This window comes from Pseudomonas huaxiensis, from assembly GCF_003231275.1.
Taxonomy (GTDB): Bacteria; Pseudomonadota; Gammaproteobacteria; order Pseudomonadales; family Pseudomonadaceae; genus Aquipseudomonas; species Aquipseudomonas huaxiensis.
The window spans coordinates 46,324-73,292 of record NZ_QKVL01000027.1 but is presented as its reverse complement, the minus strand read 5'-3'; the positions used below and the strand labels follow the sequence as shown (position 1 = coordinate 73,292).

The 26,969-nt window shown below is 63.2% G+C and carries 26 protein-coding genes; 12 read left to right on the top strand and 14 right to left on the bottom strand.

Going from position 1 to position 26,969, the window contains the following annotated elements:
• Positions 1-3: 3 nt before the first annotated feature.
• The 4 genes from ccoP to ccoN are packed head-to-tail and all read right to left on the bottom strand — an operon-like array spanning position 4 to position 3,182.
• Entirely contained in the window at positions 4-939 is a 936-nt protein-coding gene (gene ccoP / locus DM374_RS23210; RefSeq protein WP_110971978.1) for a cytochrome-c oxidase, cbb3-type subunit III, read from the bottom strand.
• Complete coding sequence (locus DM374_RS23205; protein ID WP_095157065.1) at positions 936-1,133, bottom strand: cbb3-type cytochrome oxidase subunit 3; 198 nt, start codon at positions 1,131-1,133, stop codon at positions 936-938. The genes ccoP and DM374_RS23205 overlap by 4 nt, the downstream gene beginning before the upstream one ends.
• A 5-nt stretch (positions 1,134-1,138) precedes the next feature.
• The gene (gene ccoO / locus DM374_RS23200; RefSeq protein WP_110971977.1) at positions 1,139-1,747 is read right to left on the bottom strand and encodes a cytochrome-c oxidase, cbb3-type subunit II; all 609 of its coding nucleotides are present in this window, start codon (positions 1,745-1,747) and stop codon (positions 1,139-1,141) included.
• Positions 1,748-1,757: 10 nt separating this feature from the next.
• The gene (gene ccoN, locus DM374_RS23195; protein WP_110971976.1) at positions 1,758-3,182 is read right to left on the bottom strand and encodes a cytochrome-c oxidase, cbb3-type subunit I; all 1,425 of its coding nucleotides are present in this window, start codon (positions 3,180-3,182) and stop codon (positions 1,758-1,760) included.
• 49 nt (positions 3,183-3,231) lie between these two features.
• On the opposite strand from ccoN, the gene DM374_RS23190 reads away from it, so the two are divergent.
• A complete protein-coding gene (locus DM374_RS23190; protein ID WP_110971998.1) occupies positions 3,232-3,954 on the top strand; it encodes an alpha/beta family hydrolase in 723 nt (240 codons plus the stop codon).
• Between the two features lie 10 nt (positions 3,955-3,964).
• Here the strand turns inward: DM374_RS23190 and ppnP are convergent, their stop codons facing one another.
• Both ppnP and DM374_RS23180 read right to left on the bottom strand, forming a co-directional pair.
• Positions 3,965-4,249, bottom strand: a complete 285-nt coding sequence (ppnP, locus tag DM374_RS23185; protein WP_095157068.1) for a pyrimidine/purine nucleoside phosphorylase — start codon at positions 4,247-4,249, stop codon at positions 3,965-3,967.
• A gap of 75 nt (positions 4,250-4,324) precedes the next feature.
• On the bottom strand, positions 4,325-4,876 hold the full coding sequence (locus DM374_RS23180) for an exonuclease domain-containing protein (RefSeq protein WP_110971975.1): 552 nt from the start codon (positions 4,874-4,876) through the stop codon (positions 4,325-4,327).
• 203 nt (positions 4,877-5,079) lie between these two features.
• Here DM374_RS23180 and DM374_RS23175 point away from each other — a divergent pair, with 203 nt between their 5' ends.
• Positions 5,080-5,844, top strand: coding sequence for a substrate-binding periplasmic protein (locus DM374_RS23175; RefSeq protein WP_225422566.1), 765 nt, complete (start codon positions 5,080-5,082; stop codon positions 5,842-5,844).
• 31 nt (positions 5,845-5,875) lie between these two features.
• Here the strand turns inward: DM374_RS23175 and DM374_RS23170 are convergent, their stop codons facing one another.
• The 4 genes from DM374_RS23170 to dsbD form a co-directional block, all read right to left on the bottom strand.
• A complete protein-coding gene (locus DM374_RS23170) occupies positions 5,876-6,421 on the bottom strand; it encodes an RNA polymerase factor sigma-70 (protein WP_095157070.1) in 546 nt (181 codons plus the stop codon).
• Positions 6,422-6,797: 376 nt separating this feature from the next.
• A complete protein-coding gene (gene dsbG / locus DM374_RS23165) occupies positions 6,798-7,556 on the bottom strand; it encodes a thiol:disulfide interchange protein DsbG (protein WP_110971974.1) in 759 nt (252 codons plus the stop codon).
• The gene (locus DM374_RS23160) at positions 7,553-8,395 is read right to left on the bottom strand and encodes a TlpA family protein disulfide reductase (RefSeq protein ID WP_110971973.1); all 843 of its coding nucleotides are present in this window, start codon (positions 8,393-8,395) and stop codon (positions 7,553-7,555) included. The genes dsbG and DM374_RS23160 overlap by 4 nt, the downstream gene beginning before the upstream one ends.
• A complete protein-coding gene (gene dsbD, locus DM374_RS23155) occupies positions 8,395-10,128 on the bottom strand; it encodes a protein-disulfide reductase DsbD (RefSeq protein ID WP_110971996.1) in 1,734 nt (577 codons plus the stop codon). The genes DM374_RS23160 and dsbD overlap by 1 nt, the downstream gene beginning before the upstream one ends.
• Before the next feature lie 166 nt (positions 10,129-10,294).
• Between dsbD and DM374_RS23150 the strand changes: the two genes are divergently transcribed.
• From DM374_RS23150 to pvdP, 3 genes are all read left to right on the top strand, one after another.
• Positions 10,295-10,972, top strand: coding sequence for a response regulator (locus tag DM374_RS23150; protein ID WP_110971972.1), 678 nt, complete (start codon positions 10,295-10,297; stop codon positions 10,970-10,972).
• Complete coding sequence (locus DM374_RS23145; RefSeq protein WP_110971971.1) at positions 10,972-12,297, top strand: ATP-binding protein; 1,326 nt, start codon at positions 10,972-10,974, stop codon at positions 12,295-12,297. Before DM374_RS23150 ends, DM374_RS23145 begins: the two co-directional genes overlap by 1 nt.
• An 83-nt stretch (positions 12,298-12,380) precedes the next feature.
• Complete coding sequence (gene pvdP / locus DM374_RS23140; RefSeq protein ID WP_110971970.1) at positions 12,381-14,003, top strand: pyoverdine maturation tyrosinase PvdP; 1,623 nt, start codon at positions 12,381-12,383, stop codon at positions 14,001-14,003.
• Between the two features lie 29 nt (positions 14,004-14,032).
• Here the strand turns inward: pvdP and DM374_RS23135 are convergent, their stop codons facing one another.
• From DM374_RS23135 to DM374_RS23125, 3 genes are read right to left on the bottom strand one after another with little or no spacing between them, the layout of a single operon-like run.
• Complete coding sequence (locus DM374_RS23135) at positions 14,033-15,439, bottom strand: efflux transporter outer membrane subunit (protein ID WP_110971969.1); 1,407 nt, start codon at positions 15,437-15,439, stop codon at positions 14,033-14,035.
• Between the two features lie 3 nt (positions 15,440-15,442).
• On the bottom strand, positions 15,443-17,407 hold the full coding sequence (locus DM374_RS23130; RefSeq protein ID WP_110971968.1) for a MacB family efflux pump subunit: 1,965 nt from the start codon (positions 17,405-17,407) through the stop codon (positions 15,443-15,445).
• Entirely contained in the window at positions 17,408-18,586 is a 1,179-nt protein-coding gene (locus DM374_RS23125) for an efflux RND transporter periplasmic adaptor subunit (protein WP_110971967.1), read from the bottom strand.
• A 371-nt stretch (positions 18,587-18,957) separates the two neighbouring features.
• Here DM374_RS23125 and DM374_RS23120 point away from each other — a divergent pair, with 371 nt between their 5' ends.
• Together DM374_RS23120 and DM374_RS23115 are read left to right on the top strand one after the other, a co-directional pair.
• Complete coding sequence (locus tag DM374_RS23120) at positions 18,958-19,443, top strand: ANTAR domain-containing protein (RefSeq protein WP_110971966.1); 486 nt, start codon at positions 18,958-18,960, stop codon at positions 19,441-19,443.
• 93 nt (positions 19,444-19,536) lie between these two features.
• Positions 19,537-20,847: an MFS transporter gene (locus DM374_RS23115; protein WP_095157134.1), complete on the top strand. Its 1,311-nt coding sequence runs from the start codon at positions 19,537-19,539 to the stop codon at positions 20,845-20,847.
• A gap of 73 nt (positions 20,848-20,920) precedes the next feature.
• Here the strand turns inward: DM374_RS23115 and DM374_RS23110 are convergent, their stop codons facing one another.
• Positions 20,921-22,585 carry an electron transfer flavoprotein-ubiquinone oxidoreductase gene (locus DM374_RS23110; protein ID WP_110971965.1) on the bottom strand — a complete coding sequence of 555 codons (1,665 nt, stop codon included), beginning with the start codon at positions 22,583-22,585 and terminating at the stop codon, positions 20,921-20,923.
• Between the two features lie 545 nt (positions 22,586-23,130).
• Here DM374_RS23110 and DM374_RS23100 point away from each other — a divergent pair.
• From DM374_RS23100 to DM374_RS23080, 5 genes are all read left to right on the top strand, one after another.
• Entirely contained in the window at positions 23,131-23,880 is a 750-nt protein-coding gene (locus DM374_RS23100) for an electron transfer flavoprotein subunit beta/FixA family protein (RefSeq protein ID WP_110971963.1), read from the top strand.
• Entirely contained in the window at positions 23,881-24,810 is a 930-nt protein-coding gene (locus tag DM374_RS23095) for an electron transfer flavoprotein subunit alpha/FixB family protein (RefSeq protein WP_110971962.1), read from the top strand. It abuts the gene before it with no gap.
• 158 nt (positions 24,811-24,968) lie between these two features.
• Positions 24,969-25,760: a substrate-binding periplasmic protein gene (locus DM374_RS23090; RefSeq protein WP_110971961.1), complete on the top strand. Its 792-nt coding sequence runs from the start codon at positions 24,969-24,971 to the stop codon at positions 25,758-25,760.
• 9 nt (positions 25,761-25,769) lie between these two features.
• Positions 25,770-26,123, top strand: coding sequence for a DUF4398 domain-containing protein (locus tag DM374_RS23085; RefSeq protein ID WP_110971960.1), 354 nt, complete (start codon positions 25,770-25,772; stop codon positions 26,121-26,123).
• Positions 26,120-26,929, top strand: coding sequence for an OmpA family protein (locus DM374_RS23080; protein WP_110971959.1), 810 nt, complete (start codon positions 26,120-26,122; stop codon positions 26,927-26,929). The genes DM374_RS23085 and DM374_RS23080 overlap by 4 nt, the downstream gene beginning before the upstream one ends.
• The last annotated feature ends 40 nt before the right edge of the window (positions 26,930-26,969 follow it).

Sequence of the window (26,969 nt, the reverse complement as noted above, 5' to 3'; positions counted from 1 at the left end):
GTGTCACCGTGCAGAAGTCTTGTCGCCGTCCTGCGAAAGGCTATAGACGTAGGCGGCCAGCAAGTGGACCTTGTCGTTGCCTTGAATGTCCTGCTGTGCAGGCATCTGGCCCTGACGGCCGTAACGGATGGTCTGCTGCAGTTGGGCAAAGCTCGAGCCGTAGATGAACGCTTGCGGGTGAGTCAGGTTCGGTGCGCCCATTGCTGGAGTGCCCTTGCCTTCCGGACCGTGGCAAGCCACGCAGTTGGTCGCGAAGATCTTCTGGCCGTTGGCGGCGTCAGCCTTGGTGCCTTCCGGCAGGCTGCGGCCATCGAGGTTGGTCAGCACGAATGCAGCCACGTCTGCCACACCTTGCTCACCGATCACTTCGGACCAGGCCGGCATCACACCGTGACGACCGAGCATGATCGAAGCCTTGATGGTTTCCGCCTCACCGCCCCAGCGCCAGTCCTTGTCGGTCAGGTTGGGGAAGCCGTAGGAACCCTTGGCGTCGGAACCGTGGCACACCGAGCAGTTGGAGGCGAACAGGCGGCCCCCCATTTTCAGTGCTTGCGGATCCTTGGCCACTTCTTCCACCGGCATGGCGGCGAACTTGGCGAAGATCGGGCCGTACTTGGCGTCGGCGCGCTCCATTTCTTTCTGCCACTCGTTGGCGCCGGTCCAGCCATTTTCATAGCCGGGCAGGATGCCTTTCCAGTTGCCCAGGCCCGGGTAGAGGACCAGGTAACCGACGGCGAACACCAAAGTGCCGACGAACAGCCAGAACCACCAGCGTGGCAGCGGATTGTCGTATTCCTCGATGCCATCGAAGCTGTGGCCCATGGTCTGGTCCGTGGTGCCTGGCTGCTCACCCTTGCGGGTGGACAGCAGCAACCAGGTCAGGCCGATCAGGCTACCGATGGTCAGTACGCTGATGTACGTACTCCAGAAGGTGGTCATTGCCGGGTACTCCTCAAGGCGTTTTCTTTTTCGGCGCCAGGCAGGCGCTCGTCGGCAAAGGGCAGCAGGCTCGCTTCGGCGAATTCACGGTCACGGCGACGGTTGAAAACCCAGAGCGACAGGCCGATGAAGGCGATGGCCACCACCAGGGTGCCCAGGCCTCGCAACTGGCCGATATCCAGGGTGAAGTCCATGGCGCTTACCTCTTGTTCTTGATCGCGGTGCCGAGCACCTGCAGGTAGGCGACCAGCGCGTCCATTTCGGTTTTGCCCTTGACCGAGGCGACGGAACCGCTGATGTCGTCGTCGGTGTACGGCACGCCGAGGGTGCGCATTGCTTTGAGCTTGGCTTCGGTGTGACTGGTATCGACCTGTTGGGCGACGAGCCACGGATACGAAGGCATCTTCGACTCAGGTACGACGTTGCGCGGGTTGTACAGGTGCGCACGGTGCCAGTCATCGGAGTAGCGACCGCCTACACGGGCCAGGTCAGGACCGGTACGCTTGGAACCCCACAGGAACGGGTGGTCCCAGACGCTCTCGCCAGCCACCGAGTAGTGGCCGTAGCGTTCGGTCTCGGCGCGGAACGGACGGATCATCTGCGAGTGGCAGCCCACGCAGCCTTCGCGGATGTAGATGTCGCGGCCTTCCAGTTGCAGCGCGGTGTAGGGCTTCATGCCTTCGACCGGCTTGTTGGTGACGTCCTGGAAGAACAGCGGAACGATCTGGGTCAGGCCGCCGATGCTGACGGCCAGGACCATCAGCAGCACCAGCAGGAAGACGTTCTTTTCAATAGCTTCGTGTTTCATGTCCTAGTCCTCAGGCCAGCTGCGCGGAAGCGTCTGCGGTTGCCGGAGCCGGGGCACGCACGGTGCGCCAGGTGTTCCAGGCCATCAGCAGCATGCCGGTCAGGAAGATTGCACCACCGACGAACCGCACGATGAAGCCTGGGTGGCTGGCCACCAGGGTTTCAACGAAGGAGTAGGTGAGAGTGCCGTCGGCGTTGACTGCGCGCCACATCAGGCCCTGGGCGATACCGTTGACCCACATCGAGGCGATGTAGAGCACGGTGCCGATGGTGGCGAGCCAGAAGTGCGCGTTGATCAGGCCGATGCTGTGCATCTGCTCGCGACCGAAGACTTTCGGAATCATGTGGTACAGCGCGCCGATGGAGATCATCGCCACCCAGCCGAGAGCGCCGGCGTGTACGTGGCCGATGGTCCAGTCGGTGTAGTGGGACAGGGCGTTGACGGTCTTGATGGCCATCATCGGACCTTCGAAGGTCGACATGCCGTAGAACGCCAGCGAAACCACGAGGAAGCGCAGGATCGGGTCGCTGCGCAGCTTATGCCAGGCGCCCGAGAGGGTCATCATGCCGTTGATCATGCCGCCCCAGCTTGGTGCCAGCAGCACCAGGGACATGATCATGCCCAGCGATTGTGCCCAGTCCGGCAGCGCGGTGTAGTGCAGGTGGTGCGGACCGGCCCAGATGTACAGGGTGATCAGCGCCCAGAAGTGCACGATGGACAGGCGATAGGAGTAGACCGGGCGTTCAGCCTGCTTCGGTACGAAGTAGTACATCATCCCGAGGAAGCCGGCGGTGAGGAAGAAGCCTACGGCGTTGTGGCCGTACCACCACTGCACCATGGCGTCGGTGGCGCCGCTGTACAGTGAATAGGACTTGGTCAGGCTGACCGGCAGTTCCATGTTGTTGACGAGGTGCAGGATCGCCACGGTGATGATGAACGCACCGAAGAACCAGTTACCCACGTAGATGTGCTTGGTATTGCGCTTGATCAGCGTACCGAAGAACACCACGGCGTACGCCACCCAGACGATGGTGATCAGGATATCGATCGGCCACTCCAGCTCAGCGTATTCCTTGGAGCTGGTGTAACCCAGCGGCAGGGTAATGGCGGCCAGCAGGATCACCAGTTGCCAGCCCCAGAACACGAACGCCGCGAGGGCGGGCGCGAACAGTTGGGTTTGGCAGGTACGCTGCACCGAGTAGAAAGAACTGGCAAACAGCGCGCAACCACCGAAGGCGAAAATCACCGCGTTGGTATGCAGAGGGCGCAGGCGCCCGAAGCTGGTCCAGGGAAGGTCGAAGTTGAGGGCAGGCCAGACGAGTTGCGCGGCGATGAAAACGCCGAGCCCCATCCCGACGATTCCCCACACCACCGTCATAATGGCGAATTGGCGGACCACCTTGTAGTTGTAGGCGGTACTGCAGGTTGTGTTCATGTATGGGTTCCCATCCACGGTTATAGGCAGGCTAAACAGCGAGGCAAGCATGAGTAATGGGCGAATCTCCGGTATTGACGGGGATCAATGGGCGCAGCGGCTGAAAATGCGGGGGTGGTTATGGAATGCCCCGGAAAATCAGGAAGATGGCGGTGTCAGGGGCTGCCTGATCCTGGCCCACGGGGCGGGCGCGCCGATGGACAGCGATTTCATGCAGGACATGGCGCAAAGGCTTGCGGCGCAAGGGCTGGGTGTCCTGCGCTTCGAGTTTCCCTACATGGCTCAGCGCCGCTCGGGTGGTGGCAAAAGGCCGCCGAATCCCCAGGCGGTATTGCTCGACTGCTGGCGGGAGGTCTATCAGGAGGTGCGACCATTGGTCGCTGGGCCGCTGGCCATTGGTGGCAAGTCCATGGGAGGGCGGATGGCCAGTTTGCTGGCGGACGAATTGGGCGCGGATGCGCTGATCTGTCTGGGTTATCCGTTCTATGCCGCGGGCAAACCGGAGAAGCCACGGGTGGCGCACCTGGCGCAACTGCGCACACCGACGCTGATTATCCAGGGCGAGCGGGATGCGTTGGGCAATCGGCAAACGGTGGAAGGGTATGAGCTTTCGCCGGCGATCGAGGTGTGCTGGCTGGAAGCGGCGGACCATGACCTCAAGCCGTTGAAGGCTTCAGGCTTCAGTCATGCGGATCATCTGCGGACGGCGGCGCAGAGGATAGTGAACTATGTGGGCAAGCTCCCGCAGGGGGAGCTGGCTTCGAGCAAATGAGCGAGCTGAATCAGTCGCGGTATTCGCACAGGTAAGCGGTGTCGACCGCGACCTTCAGCTGGAACTTGGCGTTGGCCGGTACGTTGAACTGGCTGCCGCTGGAGAAGGTTTCCCAGTTGTCGCTGTCAGGCAGCTTCACGGTCAGGGCGCCGGATACCACGTGCATGATTTCGCGCTGGGCAGTGCCGAACTCGTATTCGCCCGGTGCCATGACGCCGATCGTGGCCGGACCTTCGGCGGTGCCGAACGCGATGGATTTGACCGTGCCATCGAAGTACTCGTTGACCTTGAACATGGGCGACTCCTGCAAGAAAAAGGGACCAAAAAGGCCGGCCAGTATGCCCAAGCCTTCTGGTCCCGTCATCCGCTTTCAGGTGCCCTGGACCGGGAGTGTCAGCGGTAGCAGCCGGGCGGTATTGCGGGCGTCTTCGAGGGCCCGGTGCTGCTGCCCGCTGAACTGCAGACCGGCCAATTGCAGCGCGCTGTTCAGGCCCATCGGCCGCTTCAACTGGCGGGCCTTGGCAAAGCGCTGCTTGAGGTTGAGGTGGGGAACGCTGCTCAGCAGGCTTTCGAGGCCATTGATCTGCCACTCCTGCAGTAACTGCTTGCGGTCGTAATCGCCCCAACTGGTCCAGCCCTCCAGGCGCGGCTGGTAATGGCCGAGCCAGCGCTCGAACTGCGCCCAGACCTCGTTGAACGGTTGTGCACCGTCGACATTGGCCTGGCTGATGTGCGTCAGCTCACGGCAGAACACCGTGAGTTGCGGACGCCGCCGTGGTTTCACGAAACGCTGGAAATGATCCACCTCACGGCCTTCGCGATTGACCAGGCTGGCACCTATTTCGATAACTTCCATATCCGTGATCGGCCAGCCACCGTCGTCGGTGGTGGCTTCCAGGTCGATCACCAACCAATGGCCCATAACAGATTCCCTACCCAAGATGTCGTCCAAGCGTAGCCAAACACGGGCGTCTGCGATATCCCATGGCGTTTTGCCCTGATGCTCGAAAATGGCGCATGCGGCGGGTTGTACTACCCCGTGAAAACGCCTAGCTTAGACAGATCCACCCTGTGAGAGTCGTCATCTTGATTCCAGCGCCAATACCGCGGGTATTGTCCTTGCTATTGTGTTTTGCCCTGGCCTGGCAGGCTGACGCGGCTCTCGCCCTCGACACCGTCGAAATCAGAATCGGCGCGGCACATTTTCCCCCGTATACGGTGCGCCCGGAGCAGGGCGACGATACGGGCCTGTTACCGCAACTGGCGCAAGCGCTGAACAGCGCGCAAACCCTGTATCACTTCGTGCTGGTGCCGACCTCGATCCCGCGACGCTTTCGTGATTTCCAGGAAGGGCGGGTCGATATGGCGATCTTCGAGAACCCCGACTGGGGTTGGCAGGATATCCCGCATGTCGCCGTCGACATGGGGCTGGAGGATGCCGAGGTCTTCGTTGCCCAGCGCACCCACGATCACGACCAGCAGTATTTCAACCGTCTGGACGGCAAGCGTCTGGCGTTGTTCAACGGTTATCACTATGCCTTTGCCGGGTTCAATCCTGATGGTCGCTACCTGGCCAAAACCTTCAACGCCACGCTGACCTATTCCCACGACAGCAACCTGCTGATGGTGCAACGCGGACGTGCTGATATTGCTCTGGTCACGCGTTCGTACCTGAGCGACTACATGGTGCGAAATCCGGAAAGCGTCGGGCAGTTGCTGGCGTCGGAGCGGATCGACCAGGTCTATCACCACTACGCCCTGCTGCGTCCGGAGGCGAAGATCAGTGGCGAGGAGTTCGCGGCGTTGCTGGAGCGGCTGCGGACCAACGGCGAGTTGCTGAAAATCTTCAATCCCTACCAGATCCAGGTGATCGAGCCGCACCGCCACTGAGCGGGCCCTGATCATCCGAACGGTTGTGGTTTCAGTTCAGCGGGCCAGCCCCACGGGCGTTGGAAACCTTGCGGCAATGCACCAGGGCATCGCGAATCATGAAGTTGACCAGGGTTGGCGACACGCCGAGTTCCTTGGCGATGTCTTTCTGCGGAACGCCGTGCAAACGGTACATCTCGAAGGCGTAGCGGGTGCGTGGGGGCAGCTCGGTCAGGGCTTCGGCGATATGTTCGAGGGTGGCGAAATTGATGTGCGCAGCCTCGGGCGATGCGCCGTGGATGACGACATTCATGCCTTCCTCTTCAGTGCCTGAATACTTCATCTCCATTGCCTGCTTGCGGTAATGGTCGATTGCCAGGTTGCGCACGATCTGGAACAGGTAGCTCAACTGGGCCTTGAACGACGAGGTGATCTGCGGAGCGGAGTTGAGCCGGAAAAAAGCGTCCTGCACAACATCTTCGGCCCGTGAGCGGCAGCCGGTAATGCGGGCTGCGATTTTGACCAGGATGCTGCGATTGTCGACGAACGCTTGGAGTAACGGTGAATCGCACTTACCTGTGGATAGTTGTTCCGCCATGGAAATCACCTTTTCTCTAAGTGGATAGCGAACCTCCCGAGGGACCTGTTCGCTGCGACGTGCGACAAACTAGTATTAATGATAATTATTGTCAATTGCGAAAGTTAATAACTCTATATACGTTTTGGTTCTAAGATCATCGGCCTGTTTCATGACCTGACAAGTGTCGTTCGTGGACGCCTTGTACTGTCTCGCTTCAGTGCGATTTCGGCGTTTTCGAGGGCGACTGGCTGGCGTGCGTCCGGCACGTTTATCCCACAGGCAAGTGACGGATTTGTGCGCGTGCTCACGTCTTTTCGATGACGAAAAAAAGCCGCCTGAGCGGCGGCCAAGGATGCCGGCGTGCGACTGAATGCACGCCGGGCGGGAGGAGTGTTCAGCGCTTGCCGAGGATCTTGCCGAGCAGTTCCGGACGCGGTGCGCCTTGCTGTTGCTGCAGGCGCTGCTGATCGTCCAGATAGAAAATCGCCGGGGTGGCGGACAGGCCCAGTTCGTTCATCAGGGCCAGGTTGGCGTCGAGTTTGGCCTGCACCTGCGCCGGGATTTTTTCCAGCGCCTTGAGGGTGCTGGCCTTGCCGGCGCTTTCGTGGTCATGCAGGGCTTTTTGCGGGTCCTTGCTGGCCAGTAGCGACGCGGACTTGGCCGGGCTGTCTTCGCGAATGATGCCGACCATGATGTGGCGCAACTGCACTTTGCCCGACTCGACCCACGGCCGCGCCTGTTCCCAGAACATGTTGCAGTAAGGGCAGTTGGGGTCACTGAACAAATAGACGATGCGCGGCGCATCCGCTTTGCCGTCGGCGATCCAGGCGGTCTTTTCCATCTTTGCCCAGACTTCCTTGGCCATGGGTGCGTACACCAGTTGTTCCAGCGGTTTCTCGCTCAGGTCGCGACCCTGCTGATCGAACAGGCTGCCCACCAGTACATGCTTGCCGTCCGGCGTCAGGTACAGCGCCACGCCGCGGTTCTGGAACTGCGCGGCATAGCCTTTCAGGCCGTTGGGGGCATCGAAGCTGCCGACGATCTTCGCGCCCTTGGCTTCGATCTGCTTGACCGCGTCGGGCAGTTCCTCGGCCAAAACCAGCGGGCTGGCGAAAATGCCCAGGGCCAGGCTCAGGTAGATCGGGATCCTCATGGTGTATTCCTTGTTTCTGAAAGGGGAGCGCTCGGCACATTCTCGAACGATTGCAGCGCGTGACGCAGGCTGGCGCGGGACAGCTCGCCGAGATGGCTGCCGACCAGGCGCCCGTCGGCGTCGTAGAACAGTGTGGTAGGCAGCGCCATGGAGCCGACCTGCGCGGCCAGTTGTCCGCCGGCATCGAACAGCACGTGGGACAGGTTCAGGCCGGTGGTGGCGAGAAAATTGGTGACGATCTGTGGCGTCTCACCCTGATTGACGAAGAGGAAGGTGACGCCTGGATAGTCGTGTTGTGCCTGTTGCAACACCGGCATTTCGCGGCGGCAGGGCGGGCACCAGGTCGCCCACAGGTTGATCACCAGCGGGCGGCCGCGATGACTGTCGAGGGCGACGGATTGACCGCGGGCATCGAGCAGGCTCAGTTGCGGCAACTGCGTGCCTTGCTCGTAAAGATGGCTGCCCCAACTGGCCAGCAGCCAGAACAGCGCGCCACTGCACAATCCCCAGCCCAGCGGGCGGCGCCTCGCCGGTTTGCGCCAGCCGGTCCAGACGGCACCGATCAGCACTGCCAGCAGGCCGGCCCAGGGCGAGAAACCACCGTCGCGGATATCGATGATTTGCAGCGGATCGTCCCGGTACATCGACCAGTAGGCGATGACGAAACCGACCCGCGCGCCCAGCAGGCCGAGGAGAAACAGGCCGAACAGCGAGGACTCCGGATTGTCGCCGCCACGCTTGGCCACGCGCCAGCCGACCAGGGTCGCCAGGCCCAGTGCCGCAAGCAGCAGCACGTGATCGAGGGCCATGGCCACCGGGCCGATATTCACCGTCAGCATCAGCCTTGGCTCCTGGTTGCATTCCAGTGTTGCAGGAAGGTCGCGGCGTCCACTTCACCCACCAGCCGGCGGCTGCGCCGTTCTTCGCCATCGGGGCCGATCCACAGCATGCTGGGCGGGCCGGGCACCTGGTAACGCGACAGCAACTCGCGAGCGGCCGGCGCGTCGGCGGTGACATCCAGGCGTACCAGACGCACGCCACTCAGCGCCGCGAGCACATCAGCGCGGGCGAACACCTGCTTTTCCATGACCTTGCAGGACACGCACCAGTCGGCATAGTAGTCGAGAAACACCCACTGGCCCTGGCTGCGGGCCGCATCCAGCTCGGCCTGCAAGGCCTGCGGGGTGCTGACGGTGGTGAAGGCGTCGACCGGGGCAGTCACCGCGCCGGCGGTGGCACGAGGCGCGCTGTAAGGCTGCAACGGTTGCCAGGGATTGCTGCCACCACCGGCAGCGCCGATGATCGACATTAAGCCCCACAGCCCGACGATAAGCATCAAGGGTTGCGCCGCACGCCATTGGTGCAGTGCCGGCCAGGCGCTCCAGGCCAGGGCCAGCAGCCAGGCGCCTGCCAGTCCGAGCCACAGCGCGGGCTCCAGCACCACGCGCAACGTGTACAGGGCCATGGCGAGGAAGACGAAGCCGAAAAGACCCTTGACCAGAGTCATCCACGCGCCCGGACGCGGCAGGTAGCGATTGCCCACGGTGACCAGCAACAACAGCGGCAGGCCCATGCCCAGTCCCAGGCTGAACAGCACCAGCGCACCGTGCCAAGCATTGCCGCTCTGCGCGATATACAGCAGGGCGCCGGCCAGCGGCGCGGTCATGCACGGCCCCATCAACAAGCCGGACAGCGCGCCCAGCGCCGCCGCGCCATACAGGCTGCCACCACGGGTTTGGCGCCCGGCACGCTCCAGGCGATCGCGGAGGAACATCGGCAATTGCAGTTCGAAGGCGCCGAACATCGGCAGGGCCAGCAGCACGAACAACGCGGCCAGGCTGCCCAGCAACCAGGGTTGTTGCAGCCAGGCCTGCAGGTTCGAGCCGAGCAGGGCGGCGACCACGCCGAGCGCGGCGTACACCAGCGCCATGCTCAACACGTAAGTACCCGCCAGAGCCCAGCCGCGGCGACTACTGGCGTTGTTGCCCATCACCAGTCCGGCGAGGATCGGCAGCATCGGCAATGAGCAGGGCGTAAAGGCGAGCAACAGACCAAGGCCGAAGAACACCAGCAGCCCCCAGCCCAGGTTTTGCTGTTGCAGGGTGCCGGCGAGGGCCTGATCGTTGGCCTGGATGCTGGCCTGAGGAGTGTCGGCGCTGACACCGCCGAGGCTCACCAGCGAAGTCTGCGGTGGATAGCACAGCCCGGCATCGGCGCAGCCCTGCCAGCCCATGCGCAAGGTGCCCTGGGCCGAGGCGGGCAGCACCAGCTCAAGCTCGCCGCGGTAGACCGGCGTTTCACCGAAGAACTCATCGTGGTGCGGCAGCGCCTGGGGCAGCGGAGGAATCTGCTCCGGTGCGAGGCCGTCGAACTTCAGGCGCTTCTGGTACAGGTAATAACCGTCGGTGATGGCCCAGTGCAGGCGGGTCTGACCGGACGGCAGGCGTTCGCTGGTAAAGACGAAGGCCTTTTCCACCGGGAGGAAGTCGCTCTGAGCGAAGGGGTTGGCGAAGCTCTGCGCCTGGCTCAGGGAAGTGAACAGGCAGAGGATCGCCAGCAGCAATGCACGCATGTCGAAGCCTTGGAAGGTCATGAGCGAACAAGGCTGCCGACCCTGGATTAACCCAGGGTTAAGCCGCTGGCCGGCAGGCGACGGGGTGTGCGGCGCAGGGCATAATCCCCGGTTAATCCTGCTCTGGCTCACTGCAGGCCTTCTCCGTCGATGACCGAATCTGCCCATGCATGTACTGCTCTGTGAAGACGACGACCTGATCGCCAGCGGCATCATTGCCGGCCTGAGCGCCCAGGGCCTGACCGTGGACCGCGTGGCCAATGCCGGTGCCGCGCGCGCCATGCTCCAGGCCGCGCACTTCGATGTGATGGTGCTCGACCTCGGGCTTCCCGACGAAGACGGTCTCAAGCTGTTGCAGCGCTTGCGCCAGCAAGGCGAACGCCTGCCGGTGCTGATTCTCACCGCGCGCGACGCGGTGACCGACCGCGTCGACGGCCTGCAGGCCGGAGCCGACGATTACCTGCTCAAACCCTTCGACCTGCGTGAACTCGCCGCTCGCCTGCACACCCTGGTGCGGCGCATGGCCGGGCGCTGCGTGAATGTCATCGAGCACGGTCCGCTGAGCTTCGACCCGAGCAGTTGCGAAACGAGTCTGGGCGGCCAGCCAGTGGACCTGTCGCGGCGCGAGCAGGCGTTGCTCCAGGCGCTGCTGAACAACCCCGGCCGGGTCCTTTCCAGCGAGCAACTCAAGGACAGCGTCTACGGCTTTGGCGACGAAGTGGAGAGCAATGCCCTGAACGTGCACATCCACCATCTGCGCCGCAAGTTGGGCAACGGCATCGTCGAGACCGTCCGCGGTCTGGGCTACCGTTTGGGCCCGGCGCAATTGCCCGAGTCGCCGTGATGAGCCTGCGCCTGCGTCTGAGCCTGATTCTCGGCACCGCCTTCGTCCTGATCTGGGCCCTGGCCGCCGCCTGGATGCTGCGCGACCTGCGTCAGCAAATGATGTTTTCCCTCGACCAGCGCCTGGTGGCGTCGGCGCGGATGGTCGCCGGGCTGATCGACCAGTTGCCGCAGCCGTTGACCAGCAAGGGCGAGGGCACTCACCTCAGCGCCGATCAGTTGAGCGTCCCTGACGGCATGGCCTGCCAGGTCACTTCGCTGCGCGGCGAGATCCTCGCCCGCAGCCATCAGAATGCCGACCAGCACCTGGACGACGGGCGCGGCGGCTTCCATGACCAGATGATCGATGGCGCGCGCTGGCGCAGTTTCACCTTCGCCCACGGCGATATCCGTATTACCACCGCCGACCGTCACCTCGAACGCGAGGCGCTGAACCGCTCGATTCTGCTGGCGGCGTCGGCGCCGGTGCTGGTGGCCCTGCTCGGTAGTCTCGGCTTGCTCTGGGTCGGTATCGGCAAGGGCCTGGCGCCGCTGAACTGGATGCGCGACGCCCTGCGCAGGCGTAGCCCGGACTCCGTCGAGCCCCTGCAGATCAAGGCGGTACCCAGCGAGTTGCAGCCGTTGCTGGACACCCAGAATCAGTTGTTCCTGCGCATTGGCCAGACCATCGAACGCGAGCGCCGACTGACCGGCGATGCCGCCCACGAACTGCGTAGCCCGCTGACCGCAATCAAGACCCACCTGCAAGTGGCGCGGATGACCGATGGCAGCGTGCGCGAGCAGGCCCTTGAGCATGCCGAGCAGGGCGCCGACCGCCTGCACCGGACCCTCGAACAGTTGCTGCTGCTGGCGCGGGTCGAGGGCAGTCTGTCATTCGACGATGGCGTGCAGTGCAGCGCCGAACAGGCCGCTCGCCAGGCCATTCAGGATACTGGCGACAACCGTCGTATCGTCTTGCAGGCGCCGCAACGGGCCGGACAGGTGCAGTTGGACATGCCGGCCGGGTTGGCGGTGGCGGCACTGCGCAACCTGCTGGATAACGCTCTGCGCCACAGCACCGGCGAAACCCCGGTGGAACTGGAGGTGCATGTGGAGGAGGGCCGGGTCGGATTCCTCGTCCGCGACCATGGCCCCGGCATTCCCGAGCAGCACCTGCAGCACCTGACCCAGCGCTTCTGGCGCAATGGTCAAAGTGAGGGCAGCGGCCTGGGGTTGGCGATCGTCCAGGCGATCGTCCAGCGCTGTGCCTGTTCATTGCATTTCGACAGCCGCCCCGACGGTCTGCGGGTGTTGCTGCAGATGCCATTGCGCGGCGAGACGGTGTGACCTGCAATAACCCCTAAATTTCCCACCCAATTCAACGTTCTAGCTTGGACATAAGTGGTTTCCATGGCTGGCACGGGTGGGCAATGACGATATCTCGACGGGGATTCATAGCAGGTCTGGCGTTGACCAGCGCGGCGGTGCCGGCGGTCTACTACGGCCATCGCAAGCTGACCCATGACCCCGAGGACGACATTGTCACCCCAGGCGAAGCCAGCGTCGAACTGGCGGATATCGCCGGTCAGCAACTGGCCAATCAACTGCGGGGTGTCTGGGATATCCGCTTCACCGGCGTCGATGGCGGCTTGCCGGGGCTATCGCGCGAAGGCGCGCAGTTGTACCTGGATATCGCCGCCAAAGGCCGTGGCCTACGCGGTGTGCTGGATACCGGTGAGCGGCTGGAACAACCCGGTCCGGTGGCCTATCGGGTGCTGGGCGATCTGGTCGGCGCTTCCAGCAAGCAAGTGCGCTGGCGGCTGCTGAGCAACCAGGGTGGGCCAGGTTTCGAGTGCATTGCCACACTGGACGAGGTTTGGGGCAGTTTCGGCAATGCCGGAAGCGGAACCCTCAGCGGTAACCTGCAGCGCCTCGACCGGTCGATGGCATTGCCTCTGCAAGACAGCCATTTCGTCGCCGTTAAGCGGATGTTTCCCGAAGCGCGCGAGCGCATTGCCTACACCCCTGAATTACGCGACTGGCTGATCGGCGCCGAGCACCGGTTGTTCCACCAGCTTTGGCATTCAACCCGGGACAAATGGCACAGGCTCTCCGAAGAGCAGCATGGTGCCCTGCGCGGCCTCGGTTGGCAGCCCGGGCCGCGGGACAACGAGCGTGATGCCCGCGGGCCACGCAAGCACCGCAACGGTTCCGGGGTGGACTTCCTGTTCATGCACCGGCACATGCTCAACACCGCACGCACCTTCCAGGCATTGCCGTCCTGGACCCATTTCCCTTTGCCGCAGCCCAGCGTCGAGTTCGATCGCCACGGTTTCGCCCGCTACTTCGACAACCACGATGGCTACAGCGTACCGCCGACCTGGCTGGCCTCGGGGGACAGCGAATACACCCAGTGGGTGGCGGCGATCAAGGCGCAGGAGACTTTCTGCAGCAACTTCCAGGTCTGGGAATCGCAATACCAGGACCCGCTGTACCTGTCGCGCATGACCCTCGGCGAGCTGGGTTCGGAACTGGAAATGAACCTGCACGACTGGCTGCACATGTGCTGGGCGTCAGTCCCGCGTGACCCGTCCAATGGCGCGCCGGTGCCGTTCGCCCGCAATCCGTCGGACTTTGCCGCCCGCTGGTATGGCGCCAGCAACGACTTCCTCGGCGATCCGTTTTCATCCCATGTGAACCCGGTGTTCTGGGGCTTTCATGGCTGGATCGACGACCGCATCGACGACTGGTTCCGCGCCCAGGAACGGCATAACCCGGGCCAGGTTCGGCGCCTTCAGGTCAATGGCGTGGAATGGTTCGCGCCGGGGCGCTGGAACGAAGTCGAGGATCCGTGGCTGGGGCCGACCACCCATGGCTGCAGCACCACGCCGGGCATGTTCCCGGGCAAGTCGGTGGAGATGGATATCGAGACGATGAAGCTGGCGTTGCGCCTCATCTTTGCCGAGGAAGACAAGCTCAAGCCGCTGTTCAAGCGCGTGCCGCAACGGCCGTGGTATGCGCGGCATTTGTCGATGAAAGGGATTGCTTCGTAAGGGACCGCGAGCGGTCCCCCCTTTCTAGCTCAGCGAACCTCCGTCACCTGCCACCCACCCCCCAACGCCTTGTACAGCGCCACGCTGCCCTGCACCCGCGCCAGGCGCAATTGCACCTGCTGGTCCTGGGCCTGGTAGAGGGTGCGCTGGGTTTCCAGCACCGTCAGCAGCGTTTCCGCCCCGGCCCGATAGCGCCGTTCCGCCAGTTCGAAGGCGGTGCGTGCCTGACGCACTTCTTCGTCCTGCCACTGCCGCTGGCGATCGACCCCGCCAATGCTGTTCAGCGCCTTCTCCACATCACCGAAGCCGGAAACGATGCTGGCGTGATAACGCTGGAGCAGTTCTTCCTGCTCGGCGCGGGCCCGGTCGCGTTCGGCCTTGAGCCGGCCGCTGTCGAAAATCGGCGCCGCCAGTCCAGCCGTCAGGTTGTAGTAGGGGCTGCGCAACAAGCGGTCGAAGACCTGCGAACCGGACGCGAGGTTGGCGCCCAAGGTCAGGCTCGGCAGCATCGCGGCGCGGGCCACTTGTACATTGGCCTCGGCCGCCGCCAGCCGTGCTTCGGCGGCGGCGATGTCCGGGCGGCGGCTGAGCAGGTCGCTGGGCACGCCGGTGCCGATGCGCGGCCAGTTGATCGCGGCGAAGTCTTCGCCGGTCAGCGGCAGCGCTTGAACCGGTTCGCCCAGCAAGGTCGCCAGGGTGATGCGGGTGTCCTGCAGTTGTTGTTCGAGCTGCGGCACCTGGCGCTCTTGCGCCGCGACCAGGCTGCGCTGTTGCGCCAGTTCCAGGGCGGTCGCGGAACCTGCGTCGTGACGGGTCTGCACCACTTGCAAGACGTCGCGGGCATTGCTCAGGTTCAGGCGGGCGATACGCACTTGTTCGGCCAGCGCGAGGCTTTGCAGGTAGCTGCTGGCCACGCCGCTGAACAGCGTCAGTTCCACGGTCTGGCGGTCGAAGCGGCTGGCATCGAGGCTGCGCAGCGCACTGTCGAGGGCCGCAGCCTTGCCGCCCCAAAAGTCTATTTCGTAACTGGCGCTGAGTCCGGTGCTGAAGGCGGTGTAGGTGCGTTCGCTGCTGGTCGCATCAATGCCGTTGTAGCCGCTGCCGCGCAGCAGTCGCTCGCGGCTGGCGTTAAGGCCGAACTTCACCTCCGGCAGCAGCGGCGCGCCGGCGATGACCGCACTGGCCTGGGCCTGGCGGATTCGCGCCACGGCCGCGGCGAGGTCGAAGCTGTTGCCGCGCGCCTGCTCGATCAAGGCGTTCAGTTGCGGGCTGGCGAAGGCCTGCCACCACGGCCCGTCGGCAATCGACGTGGCCGGGTCATGCTGGCCTTGCCAGTGTTCGGGGGCCGCTGGCGGAGCGGCGTCGGGGGCGCTGTTGGCGCAGGCACCGAGCAATACGCACAGGGACAGGAGGCTGAGACGGCTGGGCAATGTCATCGATTATTCGCTTGTCAGGGCTTTGACCGGATCGAGCCGGGCCGCTTTGCGTGCCGGCATGAAGCCGAACACCACGCCGGTGATGACGGCGCAGGTGAAGGCACCGAGCACGGCACCGAGGGAAAACGCCACGGCAATGTCGGCCAGCATCAGGCCGCCGCCGATCAGCATGGCCACGGCGATGCCGGTGACGCCGCCGACCATCGACAGCATCACCGCCTCGGTCAGGAACTGGCGCAGGATGTCGCGCTGGCGGGCGCCGGTGGCCATGCGGATGCCGATCTCGCGGGTCCGCTCGCGCACGGTCATCAGCATGATGTTCATCACCCCGATGCCGCCCACCAGCAGGGAAATCGCCGCGATCGCGCCGAGCATCAGCGACAGGGTGTTCTGCGTGCGGGCCTCGGCCTGGATCAGTGCCGCGTAGTTGGTCAGTTCGTAGTCGTGCTTGCCGCGGTGCAGCTTGCGCATCAGTTGGTCGATGGCGGCTTCGGTTTCCTTGACCCGGGCCGAATCGGCAGCGGCGATGGTCACGTATTCAGGGTCGCGGCTGCCGAACAGGCGGATGGCGGCGGCCGAGTAGGGCACCACGATGCGCCCATCGCTGTCCTGGTCGCCGGAACTGGAGCCCTTGCCGGCGAGCACGCCGAGCACCTGGAACGGCACGTTGCCAATCAGGATGTACTGGCCGATGGGGCTGCGTTCAGCGAACAGTTTCTCTTTGACCTTCTGCCCGATCACCGCCACCGAGGCCGCGCTCAGCTCGTCGGACTCGGTGAAGAAACTGCCCTCGACCACCGGCCAGTTGAAGATTTCCGAGAACCAGGTGTTGTTGCCGCCGACGTAGAACTTCTGACTGTTGTTGGCGTAGCGCACCATCAACTGGTTGCCGATCACCGGCATGATCTTTTTCACCTGCGGCAGCCCGCCGACCGCCTCGACATCGTCGAGGGTGATGATCCCGGCGGGCTCGTGCATGCTCGCCGACTTGCCGCTGAGGTAAAGAATGTTCGAGCCGAAGGCGGCCATCTGCGCCACCACCTGGCGTTTGCTGCCTTCACCGACGGCCAGCATTACTACCACCGACGCCACGCCGATCACGATGCCGAGCAGGGTCAGCGCGGTGCGGAAGCGATTGATCCACATGACCCGCCAGGCGGCCTGCAGGGCTTCCACCAGTTCGCCTTTCCAGGCGCCGGTCTGGGTCGAGCCGTGGTCGAGGTACTGGCGCAGTTCCTCGGCTTTCGGGCCGGCTTTGGCCGGCTGCCGTTCGGGCTGCTCGTTGGCCGAGTCACTGATGACCAGACCGTCGCGAATCTCGATGACCCGCTGGGCCCGGGCGGCGACCTCGCGGTCATGGGTAATCAGGATGATCACGTGGCCCTGGCTGGCCAGCTCGTCTAGCAGCGCCATGACCTCGGCGCCGCTCTTGCTGTCGAGGGCGCCGGTGGGTTCGTCGGCAAGAATGATGTGACCGCCGTTCATCAGCGCACGGGCGATCGACACCCGTTGCTGTTGGCCACCGGAGAGCTGGTGTGGGCGGTTGCCGGTGCGGTCGCCGAGGCCGAGGCGGTCGAGCAGGGCAGCGGCGCGGGCGTGGCGCTCGGCGGCGGGCGTACCGGCATAGATTGCCGGCATCTCGACGTTTTCCTGGGCCGAGCCCGAGGTGATCAGGTGATAGCCCTGGAAGACGAAGCCGAACGCCTCGCGGCGCAGCCAGGCCAGTTCGTCGCTGTCCAGGTCGGCGACGTCCTTGCCGGCGAAGAAGTATTCGCCGCTGGTGGGGCGGTCGAGGCAGCCAAGGATATTCATCAGCGTCGATTTGCCGGAGCCGGAGGCGCCGACGATGGCGACGAACTCACCGGGATGGATGGCCAGGCTCACGCCGCGAACCACTTCCACCTTGGGCGTGTCGATACCGCCGTAGGACTTGCGGATGTCCCGCAGTTCGATCAGAGGCGTGCTCATTCAACCCCCGCTGGCGATGGGGGCGCCGATCAGCAGGTGGTCGCCTTCGGCCAGGCCGTCAAGGATCTGCACCCGCAGGCGGTCGCTCAGGCCGGTGCGCACATGACGCTGCTCGATCTTGCCATCGCGGTTCACCACCTGGACCAGGCGCTGGTCGGCCTTGTCGCCGTCGTCTTCCAGCGCCGCGACGGGCGCGGTCAGTACGTTTTGTGCCTGGCCGGCGACGAAGAACACCTGGGCGGTCATTTCTGCCATCAGGCTGTGGTCCGGGTTGTCGACGTCCAGCAGCACGGTATAGAGCACCACTTTGCCGCTGCTGCCACTTGCGCTGCGCGAGCCACTGCCGCCGCCACTGCTCTGTGACGAAGTATCCAGCGGCTTGGGCGGAATCGGCAGAATCTGTCGCACGGTGCTGTTCCAGCGCCGTTTGCCGCCGCTGAGGGTGGTGAAGTAGGCGGTCATGCCGGGTTTGACGTGACCGATATCCGCTTCCGAAACTTCGGCCCAGACCGTCATCGGCGACAGCTTGGCGATGCGCAGGATCAACGGCGTCTGCTGCTGGGCGTTGAGGGTCTGGCCTTCCCGGGCGTCCACCGCGACCACGGTGCCGGACATTGGTGCGTAGATGCGGGTGTAGCCGAGTTCAGCTTCGTCACTGCGAAGGCTCGCCTGGGCTTGAAGGATTTGCGCGCGGAACATGTCGATGCGCGCCTGGGTCACCCTGAGCTGTGCCTGGGCGGTCTGTACGTCTTCCTCGCGGGTGGCGCCCCCGGCGGCGAGGCTTTGCTGGCGTTTGTACTGCTGCTCGGCGAGCTTGTATTGGGCTTGCTGTTCGGCCAACTGCGCCTTGAGGTTGTCGATGGAATAGCGGCCTGCATCGAGCCTGGCCTGCTGCGTCGACGGATCGATCTCCACCAGCAATTGGCCTTCCTGCACTTCGTCGCCGGGCTCGACATGCAGCTTGCGGATCTGCCCGGACGCCTGGGCGCCGACGTCCACATAGCGCCGCGGTTGCAGATTGCCCAGCGCGGTCACGCTACTTTCGATATCGCCACGGGTCACCGCAACGGTACTCAGCGGGTCGTTGCCCGGCAGTGTTTTCCAGGCAACCAGGGCACCCAGGCTGACCAGCCCCAGGGCACAGATCAGCAGGCGGCGTTTGAAAGTAGGACGTCTCATGCGGGGTTCCAGCCAGAGGGATTCGGCCCGCACGGCATTTGACACCGGTACGGGAGGCTCCCAGATAAACGAGAGGGGCACGCTGTAATTTACCCGCGGCGCTGGCCGTCGATGGCCCGTCCGAGGGGAGGGCAATACTATGCTGAAATGGCTAAATCTTTGTGAGAACCATTTTCATTTGCTGGGTATTATCCACGGCCGCTCTGAGCGACCCGAAAACGGGCATCCCAACAATATATTGACGCTCGCTTGATTTCCGACGGTTTCCCGACAACTATCAGTAAAAGTTCCTACGGAATTGCTGCCCGATTCGTCGGTGTGGTGAATGGTCAAGGAGTGTTCCCCAACAACTATTACCTTGGTCATTCACCATGGCTGACAAAACCTTGCGAATCCTGTTGGCCGACGCGCATCCCATGCAGTTGCTGCAACTGGAGAAGATGCTCAACGGCATGGGCTACTACCGCATCGCACCGGTACAGTCCTTCGAAGACCTGCGGCACCTGGTGCAGAACGCACTGCTGCCGTTCAACCTGCTGATCGGCAATATCGACCTGGCCAGCCATGCCGGGGTCGACCTGGAACGTTTCTGCCGGGTCAATGTGCAGATTCAGCATGCGCTGCTTTATGAGTCGCAGCACCTGAAGATGCCCGCCGTGCCCAGGGGGCAGCGCCAGCCGGTGACCATCAGCCTGGCGAAGGTTCCGGACGATGAGACGCTGCATGCGTTCATGGCGATCATCGATACTCCGCGGCTGTTGGGTCAGTTGCCCAGTCCCAAGGGCAAAAACTCGCCGCACGCCCCGTCCCGACAAAGGCTGGGCCTGGGGCAGACGGTGTTCTCCCGGCCCTCCTGAAACGCCTGCGTCCTGGCTCATTTTGTTATGCTCTGGCGCTCGTTCAGGCGCGCGTGGCTGCGCGCGGTCCCGTTCATCCCTGCGGAAACCCTTATGACTGCCAACGACTCCGCGCGCCTGTCGCGTGGTGACCACAAGACCCTCGGCCTGGCGGCGCTGGGCGGCGCGCTGGAAATCTACGATTTCATCATCTTCGTGTTCTTCGCCCTGACCCTCAGCCAGCTGTTCTTTCCGCCGGAAATGCCCGAGTGGCTGCGGCTGTTGCAGAGCTTCGGGATTTTCGTCACGGGCTACCTGGCGCGTCCGCTGGGCGGCATCCTCATGGCGCATTTCGCTGATCATCTCGGGCGCAAGAAAGTCTTCAGCCTGAGCATTCTGATGATGGCATTGCCTTGCCTGCTGATCGGGCTGATGCCGACCTACGCCGATATCGGCTATGCCGCGCCGCTGATCCTGCTGGCGCTGCGGATCCTGCAGGGCGCGGCGGTCGGCGGTGAGGTGCCCAGCGCCTGGACCTTCGTCGCCGAGCACGCGCCGCCTGGCCGGCGCGGTTATGCCTTGGGCTTCCTGCAGGCCGGTTTGACGTTCGGCTACCTGCTCGGCGCGCTGACCGCCACGGCGCTGGCGCAGATGTTCACCCCGCAGGAAATCCTCGATTACGCCTGGCGTTATCCGTTCCTGCTCGGTGGTGTGTTCGGGGTGATCGGTGTGTGGCTGCGCCGCTGGCTCAGCGAGACGCCGGTGTTCCTCGCCCTGGCGCGCCAGAGCAGCGACCGGCCGAAGGAGTTTTCACTGCGGGCGGTATTGCGCGAGCACCGTCAGGCGTTGCTTCCGGCGGTGCTGCTGACCTGCGTATTGACCTCGGCGGTGGTGGTGCTGGTGGTGATCACCCCGACCGTGATGCAGCAGCGCTTCGGCATGACCGCCGGGCATACCTTCGCCTTGAGCAGCCTGGGCATTGTCTTCCTCAATATCGGCTGCGTGCTGGCGGGCCTGCTGGTGGATCGCATCGGCGCCTGGCGGGCGCTGCTGCTGTATTCGCTGCTACTGCCGCTGGGCATCGGTGCGCTGTACGGCAGTCTGGTTGCCGGCTGGGACACGGTCGGCATTGCCTACGCTCTGGCCGGACTTGGCTGCGGGGTAGTAGGGGTGGTGCCTTCGGTGATGGTCGGATTGTTCCCGGCGCGGATCCGGGTATCCGGCATTTCGTTCACCTACAACGTCGCCTACGCGCTGTGGGCCAGTACCACGCCGTTGATGCTGATCGCGTTGATGCCCTGGAGTCCGTGGGTGTGCGTGGCGTTTTGCGCGGTGATGGGCTTTGTCGGCGTGCTGACCTCGCTGTACTTCAGTGGCCGCGAGCGTCTGTGCAGCGAGGAAGATTTGTTGCTGGCCAAGGGCTGACGCGGGTTTTCCGCCCGGCCGTAAAAAAGCCCCTCACACCTTGCGGTGGAGAGGCTTTTTCGTGGCCGCCGTCTTACATGTTCGGGTAAGTCGGGCCGCCGGCGCCTTCCGGGGTGACCCAGGTGATGTTCTGCGAAGGGTCCTTGATGTCACAGGTCTTGCAGTGCACACAGTTCTGGGCGTTGATCTGGAAGCGCTTGTTGCCGTCTTCCTGGGTGATCACTTCATACACGCCTGCCGGGCAATAGCGCTGCGCCGGTTCATCGTAGAGCGGCAGGTTGGTGCCGATCGGGATGCCGGCGTCGGCCAGCTTCAGGTGGCATGGTTGCTCTTCTTCATGGTTGGTGCTGGAGAGGAACACCGAGCTCAGCTTGTCGAAGCTCAGCTTGCCGTCGGGTTTCGGGTAGTCGATCTTCTTCGAGTCGGCCGCGAGCTTGAGGCAGGCGTAGTCCGGCTTGGTGTCGTGCAGGGTGAACGGCAGCTTGCCGCCGAACCAGTTCTGGTCGAGGTAGTTGAACGCCGCGCCGAACAGAGGACCGAACTTGTGCATGGCCGGGCCGAAGTTGCGGCTGGAGAACAGTTCGTCGTGCAGCCAGCTGGCTTTGAAGGCATCGACGTAGCTGTTGAGCTGGTCGCCGCCTTCGCTGCCGGCCAGCAGGGCAGCAGCCACTGCATCGGCGGCGAGCATGCCGGACTTCATCGCGGTATGACTGCCCTTGATCTTGGCTACGTTCATGGTGCCCAGGTCGCAGCCGATCAGCGCGCCACCGTTGAAGACCATCTTCGGCAGCGAGTTCAGGCCGCCCTTGGCCAGGGCGCGGGCGCCGTAGCTGATGCGCTTGCCGCCTTCCAGGTACTGGCTGATCACCGGGTGGTGTTTCAGGCGCTGGAATTCATCGAACGGCGAGAGGTAGGCGTTGCCGTAGGACAGGTCGACGATCAGGCCGACCACCACTTGGTTGTTTTCCAGGTGATAGAGGAAGGAGCCGCCGGTGTTTTCGGTGCTGACCACGTCCAGCGGCCAGCCGGCCGTGTGGACCACCAGGCCTTGCTGGTGCTTGGCTGGATCGATTTCCCAGATTTCCTTGAGGCCGATGCCGTAGTGCTGGACATCGGAATCGCTGTCGAGGTTGAAGCGCTTGATCAGTTGCTTGCCGAGGTGACCACGGCAGCCTTCGGCGAAGAGGGTGTACTTGCCGCGCAGTTCCATGCCGGGGGTGTACATGCCGTCTTTCGGGTGGCCTTCGCGATCGACACCCATGTCACCGGTGATGATGCCGCGAACCACGCCGTTGTCGTCGAACAGCACTTCCTGGGCGGCGAAGCCCGGGTAGATTTCCACGCCCAGGTTCTCTGCCTGCTGGGCCAGCCAGCGGCACAGGTTGCCGAGGGAAATGATGTAGTTGCCCTGGTTGTGCATGGTCTTGGGCACGAACAGGTCCGGGACTTTCACCGAGCTGCTGCCATCCTTGAGGACATAGATGTCGTCGCGCTTGACCTCGGTGTTCAGCGGCGCGCCCAGTTCCTTCCAGTCGGGGAACAGTTCGTTCAGGGCGCGCGGCTCGAAGATGGCGCCGGAGAGGATGTGGGCACCGACCTCGGAGCCTTTCTCGACCACGCAGACGCTGATTTCGCTACCGGCTTCGGCGGCCTTCTGCTTCAGTCGGCAGGCGGCGGACAGGCCCGCCGGGCCGGCGCCGACGATGACCACGTCGAATTCCATGTATTCGCGTTCCACAGGTTCTCTCCTACTCAAGGCTCATCGGTTTTTCTTTGTTGGCGGGTTGTCAGTGCGGTCATTTCGAAGGGCCGGGTATGTAGCTCCGGAAGATGACGCACTACACCGCTTTCTCTTGGCCGCGCATTATATCTACACCACTTGCGAGGTCCAATACAAACGTTTGTTTGAATTTGCCGCAGGCCAGTAAAATCAAAGAGGCGCGGCTGGAAGCTGGCGGTTTTGCCGTATTGACCGGATTGGGCGTTACGGTCAAGATACGGGCGGTTTTACGCTCGCCGTAGGCTGACCGTCGGATGCAGGAGCACCCCTAAAGACCTGGCAAAGAGCAGGGCAGTTACGCCAAACCGGGGTTTTGTAGTGGAGTTTACACGCCACCACAAAGAATGACCCACGGGTTTTGTGATGAAGGGTCGGAACGCGACTATCGAGTCAGCTTAAATTCGACCGGCTGCAATCGTTTTTAGAGGTGCCCTTGTACCCACGCGCAATCGCCGGGTTCGGCCCAGGCGACATTCTTTTCACCGGAGAGTAACGAGGAATCCATGAAGGTTCTTGTAGCTGTCAAACGAGTGGTCGACTACAACGTCAAGGTTCGCGTCAAGGCGGACAACTCCGGCGTCGACCTCGCCAACGTCAAAATGTCCATGAACCCGTTCTGCGAGATCGCCGTCGAAGAAGCCGTCCGCCTGAAAGAGAAAGGCGTGGCCAGCGAAATCGTCGTCGTTACCGTCGGCCCGGCTACCGCCCAGGAACAACTGCGCACCGCCCTGGCACTGGGTGCTGACCGCGCCGTGCTGGTGGAGTCCGCCGAAGAGCTGACCTCCCTGGCCGTGGCCAAGCTGCTCAAGGCTGTCGTCGACAAGGAGCAGCCACAACTGGTGATCCTCGGCAAACAAGCCATCGACAGCGACAACAACCAGACTGGCCAGATGCTGGCTGCGCTGACCGGTTTCGCTCAAGGCACCTTCGCTTCCAAAGTCGAAGTGGCGGGCGACAAGGTCAGCGTCACCCGTGAAGTCGACGGCGGCCTGCAGACCGTTTCCCTGAACCTGCCGGCGATCGTCACCACCGACCTGCGCCTGAACGAGCCGCGCTACGCGTCGCTGCCGAACATCATGAAGGCCAAGAAGAAGCCGCTGGAGACCGTTACTCCAGACGCGCTGGGCGTTTCCACCGCCTCCACCAACAAGACCCTGAAAGTCGAAGCGCCGGCTGCACGCAGCGCAGGCATCAAGGTCAAGTCGGTTGCTGAACTGGTCGAGAAACTGAAGAACGAGGCGAAGGTAATCTAAATGACTATCCTGGTTATCGCTGAACACGAAAACGGTGCCGTTGCGCCCGCTACCCTGAACACCGTTGCTGCTGCCGCGAAGATCGGTGGCGATGTCCACGTGCTGGTCGCTGGCCAGAACGTGGGTGGTGTTGCTGAAGCTGCCGCGAAAATCGCCGGTGTCGCCAAGGTGCTGGTAGCCGACAACGCCGCCTACGCCAACTTCCTGCCGGAAAACGTCGCGCCGCTGGTAGCCGAGCTGGGCAAGGCCTACAGCCATGTGCTGGCGCCTGCCACCTCCAATGGCAAGAACGTTCTGCCACGCGTTGCTGCGCTGCTGGACGTCGACCAGATCTCCGAGATCATCGCGGTCGAATCGGCTGACACCTTCAAGCGTCCGATCTACGCTGGCAACGCCATTGCTACCGTGCAATCGACCGCTGCCGTCAAGGTCATCACCGTTCGCGCCACCGGCTTCGACGCCGTTGCCGCCGAAGGTGGTTCGGCTGCTGTTGAAGCCGTTGCTGCCGTTCACGACGCAGGCAAATCGTCCTTCGTCGGCGAAGAGCTGGCCAAGTCCGATCGTCCTGAACTGACCGCTGCCAAGATCGTTGTTTCCGGCGGCCGCGGCATGCAGAACGGCGACAACTTCAAGCACCTGTACGCCCTGGCCGACAAGCTGGGCGCGGCAGTCGGCGCTTCCCGCGCCGCGGTCGACGCAGGCTTCGTGCCGAACGACATGCAGGTCGGCCAGACCGGCAAGATCGTTGCGCCACAGTTGTACATCGCCGTCGGTATCTCCGGCGCGATCCAGCATCTGGCCGGCATGAAGGACTCCAAAGTGATCGTTGCGATCAACAAGGACGAAGAAGCGCCGATCTTCCAGGTGGCCGATTACGGCCTGGTGGCTGACCTGTTCGAAGCCATCCCTGAGCTGGAGAAGCTGGTTTAATCCAGTCGCTTCACTTATAAAGAGCCCGGTTGTTCCGGGCTGTGCGCAGGCGATCCTCCGGTCGCTTCGCCGCAGCCCGCGACAACCGGGCTTTTTGATTTCCGCGATTGAGAAAGGGCGCTGGCATGGGGTGGTTTGGTCGAAAAGGAACAGTGGCGATGCTCGGGCTCGCGTGTTTGCCATCGATGGCCATGGCGGTCGGCAAATGTGAGCGGCTGGTGGTGACCGGCAGTCCGGATGCGCCGCCTTATTCCTGGCGTGACCCGCAGGATCCCCGGCACCTGATCGGTGCCAATGTCGAGTTGTTGCAACAGATCGGTAGCGAGCTGGGGCTCAAGGTCGAAGTGCTGTACGCCGGCAAGCGCAGCGACGCTCAGGCCGAGGTGCGCAGTGGGCGCATGGACCTGCTGGTGGATGCGCCTCTGGCGGTCGCTGAGCTGACATCCCTGGACTACATTCACCCGCCGGTGCTGCAGAACGAATACTTGGTCTGGACTCGCCACGACGCAGCATTGGCTTATGAAAACCTGGCCGATCTGCACCAGCATCAGGGTGCAATCTCCGAAAAGGCGCGTTTGACCGCCGATTTCGAGGCATTCAGCAAGGCCGAGCTGAAACTGACCCGTGTCCCGAACCTCACCCAGGCATTTCAGAAGCTCTTGCTGGGGCAGGTGGATTATGTGCTTGCAGGCCGCTACGCCGGCATGGCCATGGCTCAGAGCCTGGGGATGGCCAACGACCTGATTGCGCGCGGTCTGCCGTTGGATCGACCGGGGTTGTATCTGGCGCTGTCTCACAATTCCGCCTGCAATGACGCCTGGTTACGCGGACAGTTGGCGAAAAAACTGACAGAATTGCCGGCCTCTGGCGTAGCCCAGGAGGTCCTGCAACGCAATATCGAGCGTTGGCAAGCGCAGTTGCAGGCGCCGCTTGACGCCCCCAAACAGTAGGAAACTTGTGTGAAAACTCGACCCCTATTCGCCGTCCTGGCATTGCTGGCCCTGGCCGGTTGTGCGTCCGATCCGGCGCCTCATGAACAGCTGCGTTTGTCCGAGCAGGCGCTTGAGCAGGCCAAGGCCGTTGGTGCCACCGATGAAGTGGCCGAGCTGAAGCTGGCTGAAGAGAAGTTGACGCGGGCCCGCAGCAATATGCTCAGCGAGTCGTTCCGCGACGCGCGCATGCGTGCCGAACAGGCCGAGCTGGATGCGCGTCTGGCCGAGGCCCGGGTACTGACCCTGAAAAGTCAGGAGCAACTGACCCTTCTGCAGTCGCGGGTGGATCGTCTTCGCAAGCAGTTGGGGGAACAGAAGTGAGTTCGATAAAGCCTCTGGCATTGCTGGCGATTGCCGGTGTTCTCGGGTTACAGGGCTGTGCCAGTGAGCGCAGTGAAGTCGCGCTGGAACAAGCGACAGCCAGCTTTCAGTCGGTGAAGGACGATTCAAACGTGCTGCGCAGTGCGCCGAGGGATGTCATCCGCGCAGGTGAGTCGTTGGCGCGGGCGGAGCGTCTGGCCAGCTATATCGGCACCGGCGCGGATGTGCGGCATTACGCCTATCTGAGTCAGCGCTACAGCGAGATTGCTCGCGAACACAGCAATCTGGTGCTCAATCAGGAGCGTCAGGCCAAGCTGGAGCTGGAGCGTCAACGCCTGCAACTGGCGCTGCGCGAGGCCAAGTTGTCCAGCGTGCAGCAGCAGGGCAAATGGCTCGAGGAGCAGATCGTCAGTCTGGCAACCACGGACAGTGATCGCGGCCTGGTCATGACCTTGGGCGATGTGCTGTTCGATACCGGGCAGGCTGAACTGAAAAACTCCGCCAGCCGTACGGTGCTCAAGCTGGTGCAGTTCCTTCAGTTGAACCCCAAGCGCGTTGTTCGCATCGAGGGTTACACCGACAGCACCGGCAACCCGGAGGACAACCTGAAGCTGTCGTGTGATCGCGCTCAGTCGGTGGCTGACATGCTGGTTGACCTGGGCGTGGATGAGAAACGCATCCAGGTTCGCGGCTACGGTGACCAGTACCCGGTCGAGGTAAATGCCTCGGAGCGTGGCCGGGCGCAGAACCGTCGTGTGGAAATCGTTTTCTCCGACGAGAAGGGCAGCCTCGGCGCCGAGCGTTGATACGTCCCTGACGCGAAAGCCCGGTGATCGAAAGACGCCG

Excerpts from the sequence above, each read along its gene's own strand:
- DM374_RS23130 (WP_110971968.1), bottom strand. The coding sequence starts at position 17,407 with ATGAGCACGCCTCTGATCGAACTGCGGGACATCCGCAAGTCCTACGGC.
- DM374_RS23095 (WP_110971962.1), top strand. The coding sequence starts at position 23,881 with ATGACTATCCTGGTTATCGCTGAACACGAAAACGGTGCCGTTGCGCCC.
- DM374_RS23100 (WP_110971963.1), top strand. The coding sequence starts at position 23,131 with ATGAAGGTTCTTGTAGCTGTCAAACGAGTGGTCGACTACAACGTCAAG.
- DM374_RS23125 (WP_110971967.1), bottom strand. The coding sequence starts at position 18,586 with ATGAGACGTCCTACTTTCAAACGCCGCCTGCTGATCTGTGCCCTGGGG.
- dsbG (WP_110971974.1), bottom strand. The coding sequence starts at position 7,556 with ATGAGGATCCCGATCTACCTGAGCCTGGCCCTGGGCATTTTCGCCAGC.
- DM374_RS23190 (WP_110971998.1), top strand. The coding sequence starts at position 3,232 with ATGAGTAATGGGCGAATCTCCGGTATTGACGGGGATCAATGGGCGCAG.
- ppnP (WP_095157068.1), bottom strand. The coding sequence starts at position 4,249 with ATGTTCAAGGTCAACGAGTACTTCGATGGCACGGTCAAATCCATCGCG.
- DM374_RS23090 (WP_110971961.1), top strand. The coding sequence starts at position 24,969 with ATGCTCGGGCTCGCGTGTTTGCCATCGATGGCCATGGCGGTCGGCAAA.
- DM374_RS23120 (WP_110971966.1), top strand. The coding sequence starts at position 18,958 with ATGGCTGACAAAACCTTGCGAATCCTGTTGGCCGACGCGCATCCCATG.
- DM374_RS23145 (WP_110971971.1), top strand. The coding sequence starts at position 10,972 with ATGAGCCTGCGCCTGCGTCTGAGCCTGATTCTCGGCACCGCCTTCGTC.
- DM374_RS23170 (WP_095157070.1), bottom strand. The coding sequence starts at position 6,421 with ATGGCGGAACAACTATCCACAGGTAAGTGCGATTCACCGTTACTCCAA.
- DM374_RS23160 (WP_110971973.1), bottom strand. The coding sequence starts at position 8,395 with ATGCTGACGGTGAATATCGGCCCGGTGGCCATGGCCCTCGATCACGTG.
- pvdP (WP_110971970.1), top strand. The coding sequence starts at position 12,381 with ATGACGATATCTCGACGGGGATTCATAGCAGGTCTGGCGTTGACCAGC.
- ccoN (WP_110971976.1), bottom strand. The coding sequence starts at position 3,182 with ATGAACACAACCTGCAGTACCGCCTACAACTACAAGGTGGTCCGCCAA.
- DM374_RS23205 (WP_095157065.1), bottom strand. The coding sequence starts at position 1,133 with ATGGACTTCACCCTGGATATCGGCCAGTTGCGAGGCCTGGGCACCCTG.
- ccoP (WP_110971978.1), bottom strand. The coding sequence starts at position 939 with ATGACCACCTTCTGGAGTACGTACATCAGCGTACTGACCATCGGTAGC.
- DM374_RS23180 (WP_110971975.1), bottom strand. The coding sequence starts at position 4,876 with ATGGGCCATTGGTTGGTGATCGACCTGGAAGCCACCACCGACGACGGT.
- DM374_RS23135 (WP_110971969.1), bottom strand. The coding sequence starts at position 15,439 with ATGACATTGCCCAGCCGTCTCAGCCTCCTGTCCCTGTGCGTATTGCTC.
- DM374_RS23150 (WP_110971972.1), top strand. The coding sequence starts at position 10,295 with ATGCATGTACTGCTCTGTGAAGACGACGACCTGATCGCCAGCGGCATC.
- DM374_RS23115 (WP_095157134.1), top strand. The coding sequence starts at position 19,537 with ATGACTGCCAACGACTCCGCGCGCCTGTCGCGTGGTGACCACAAGACC.
- ccoO (WP_110971977.1), bottom strand. The coding sequence starts at position 1,747 with ATGAAACACGAAGCTATTGAAAAGAACGTCTTCCTGCTGGTGCTGCTG.
- dsbD (WP_110971996.1), bottom strand. The coding sequence starts at position 10,128 with ATGCGTGCATTGCTGCTGGCGATCCTCTGCCTGTTCACTTCCCTGAGC.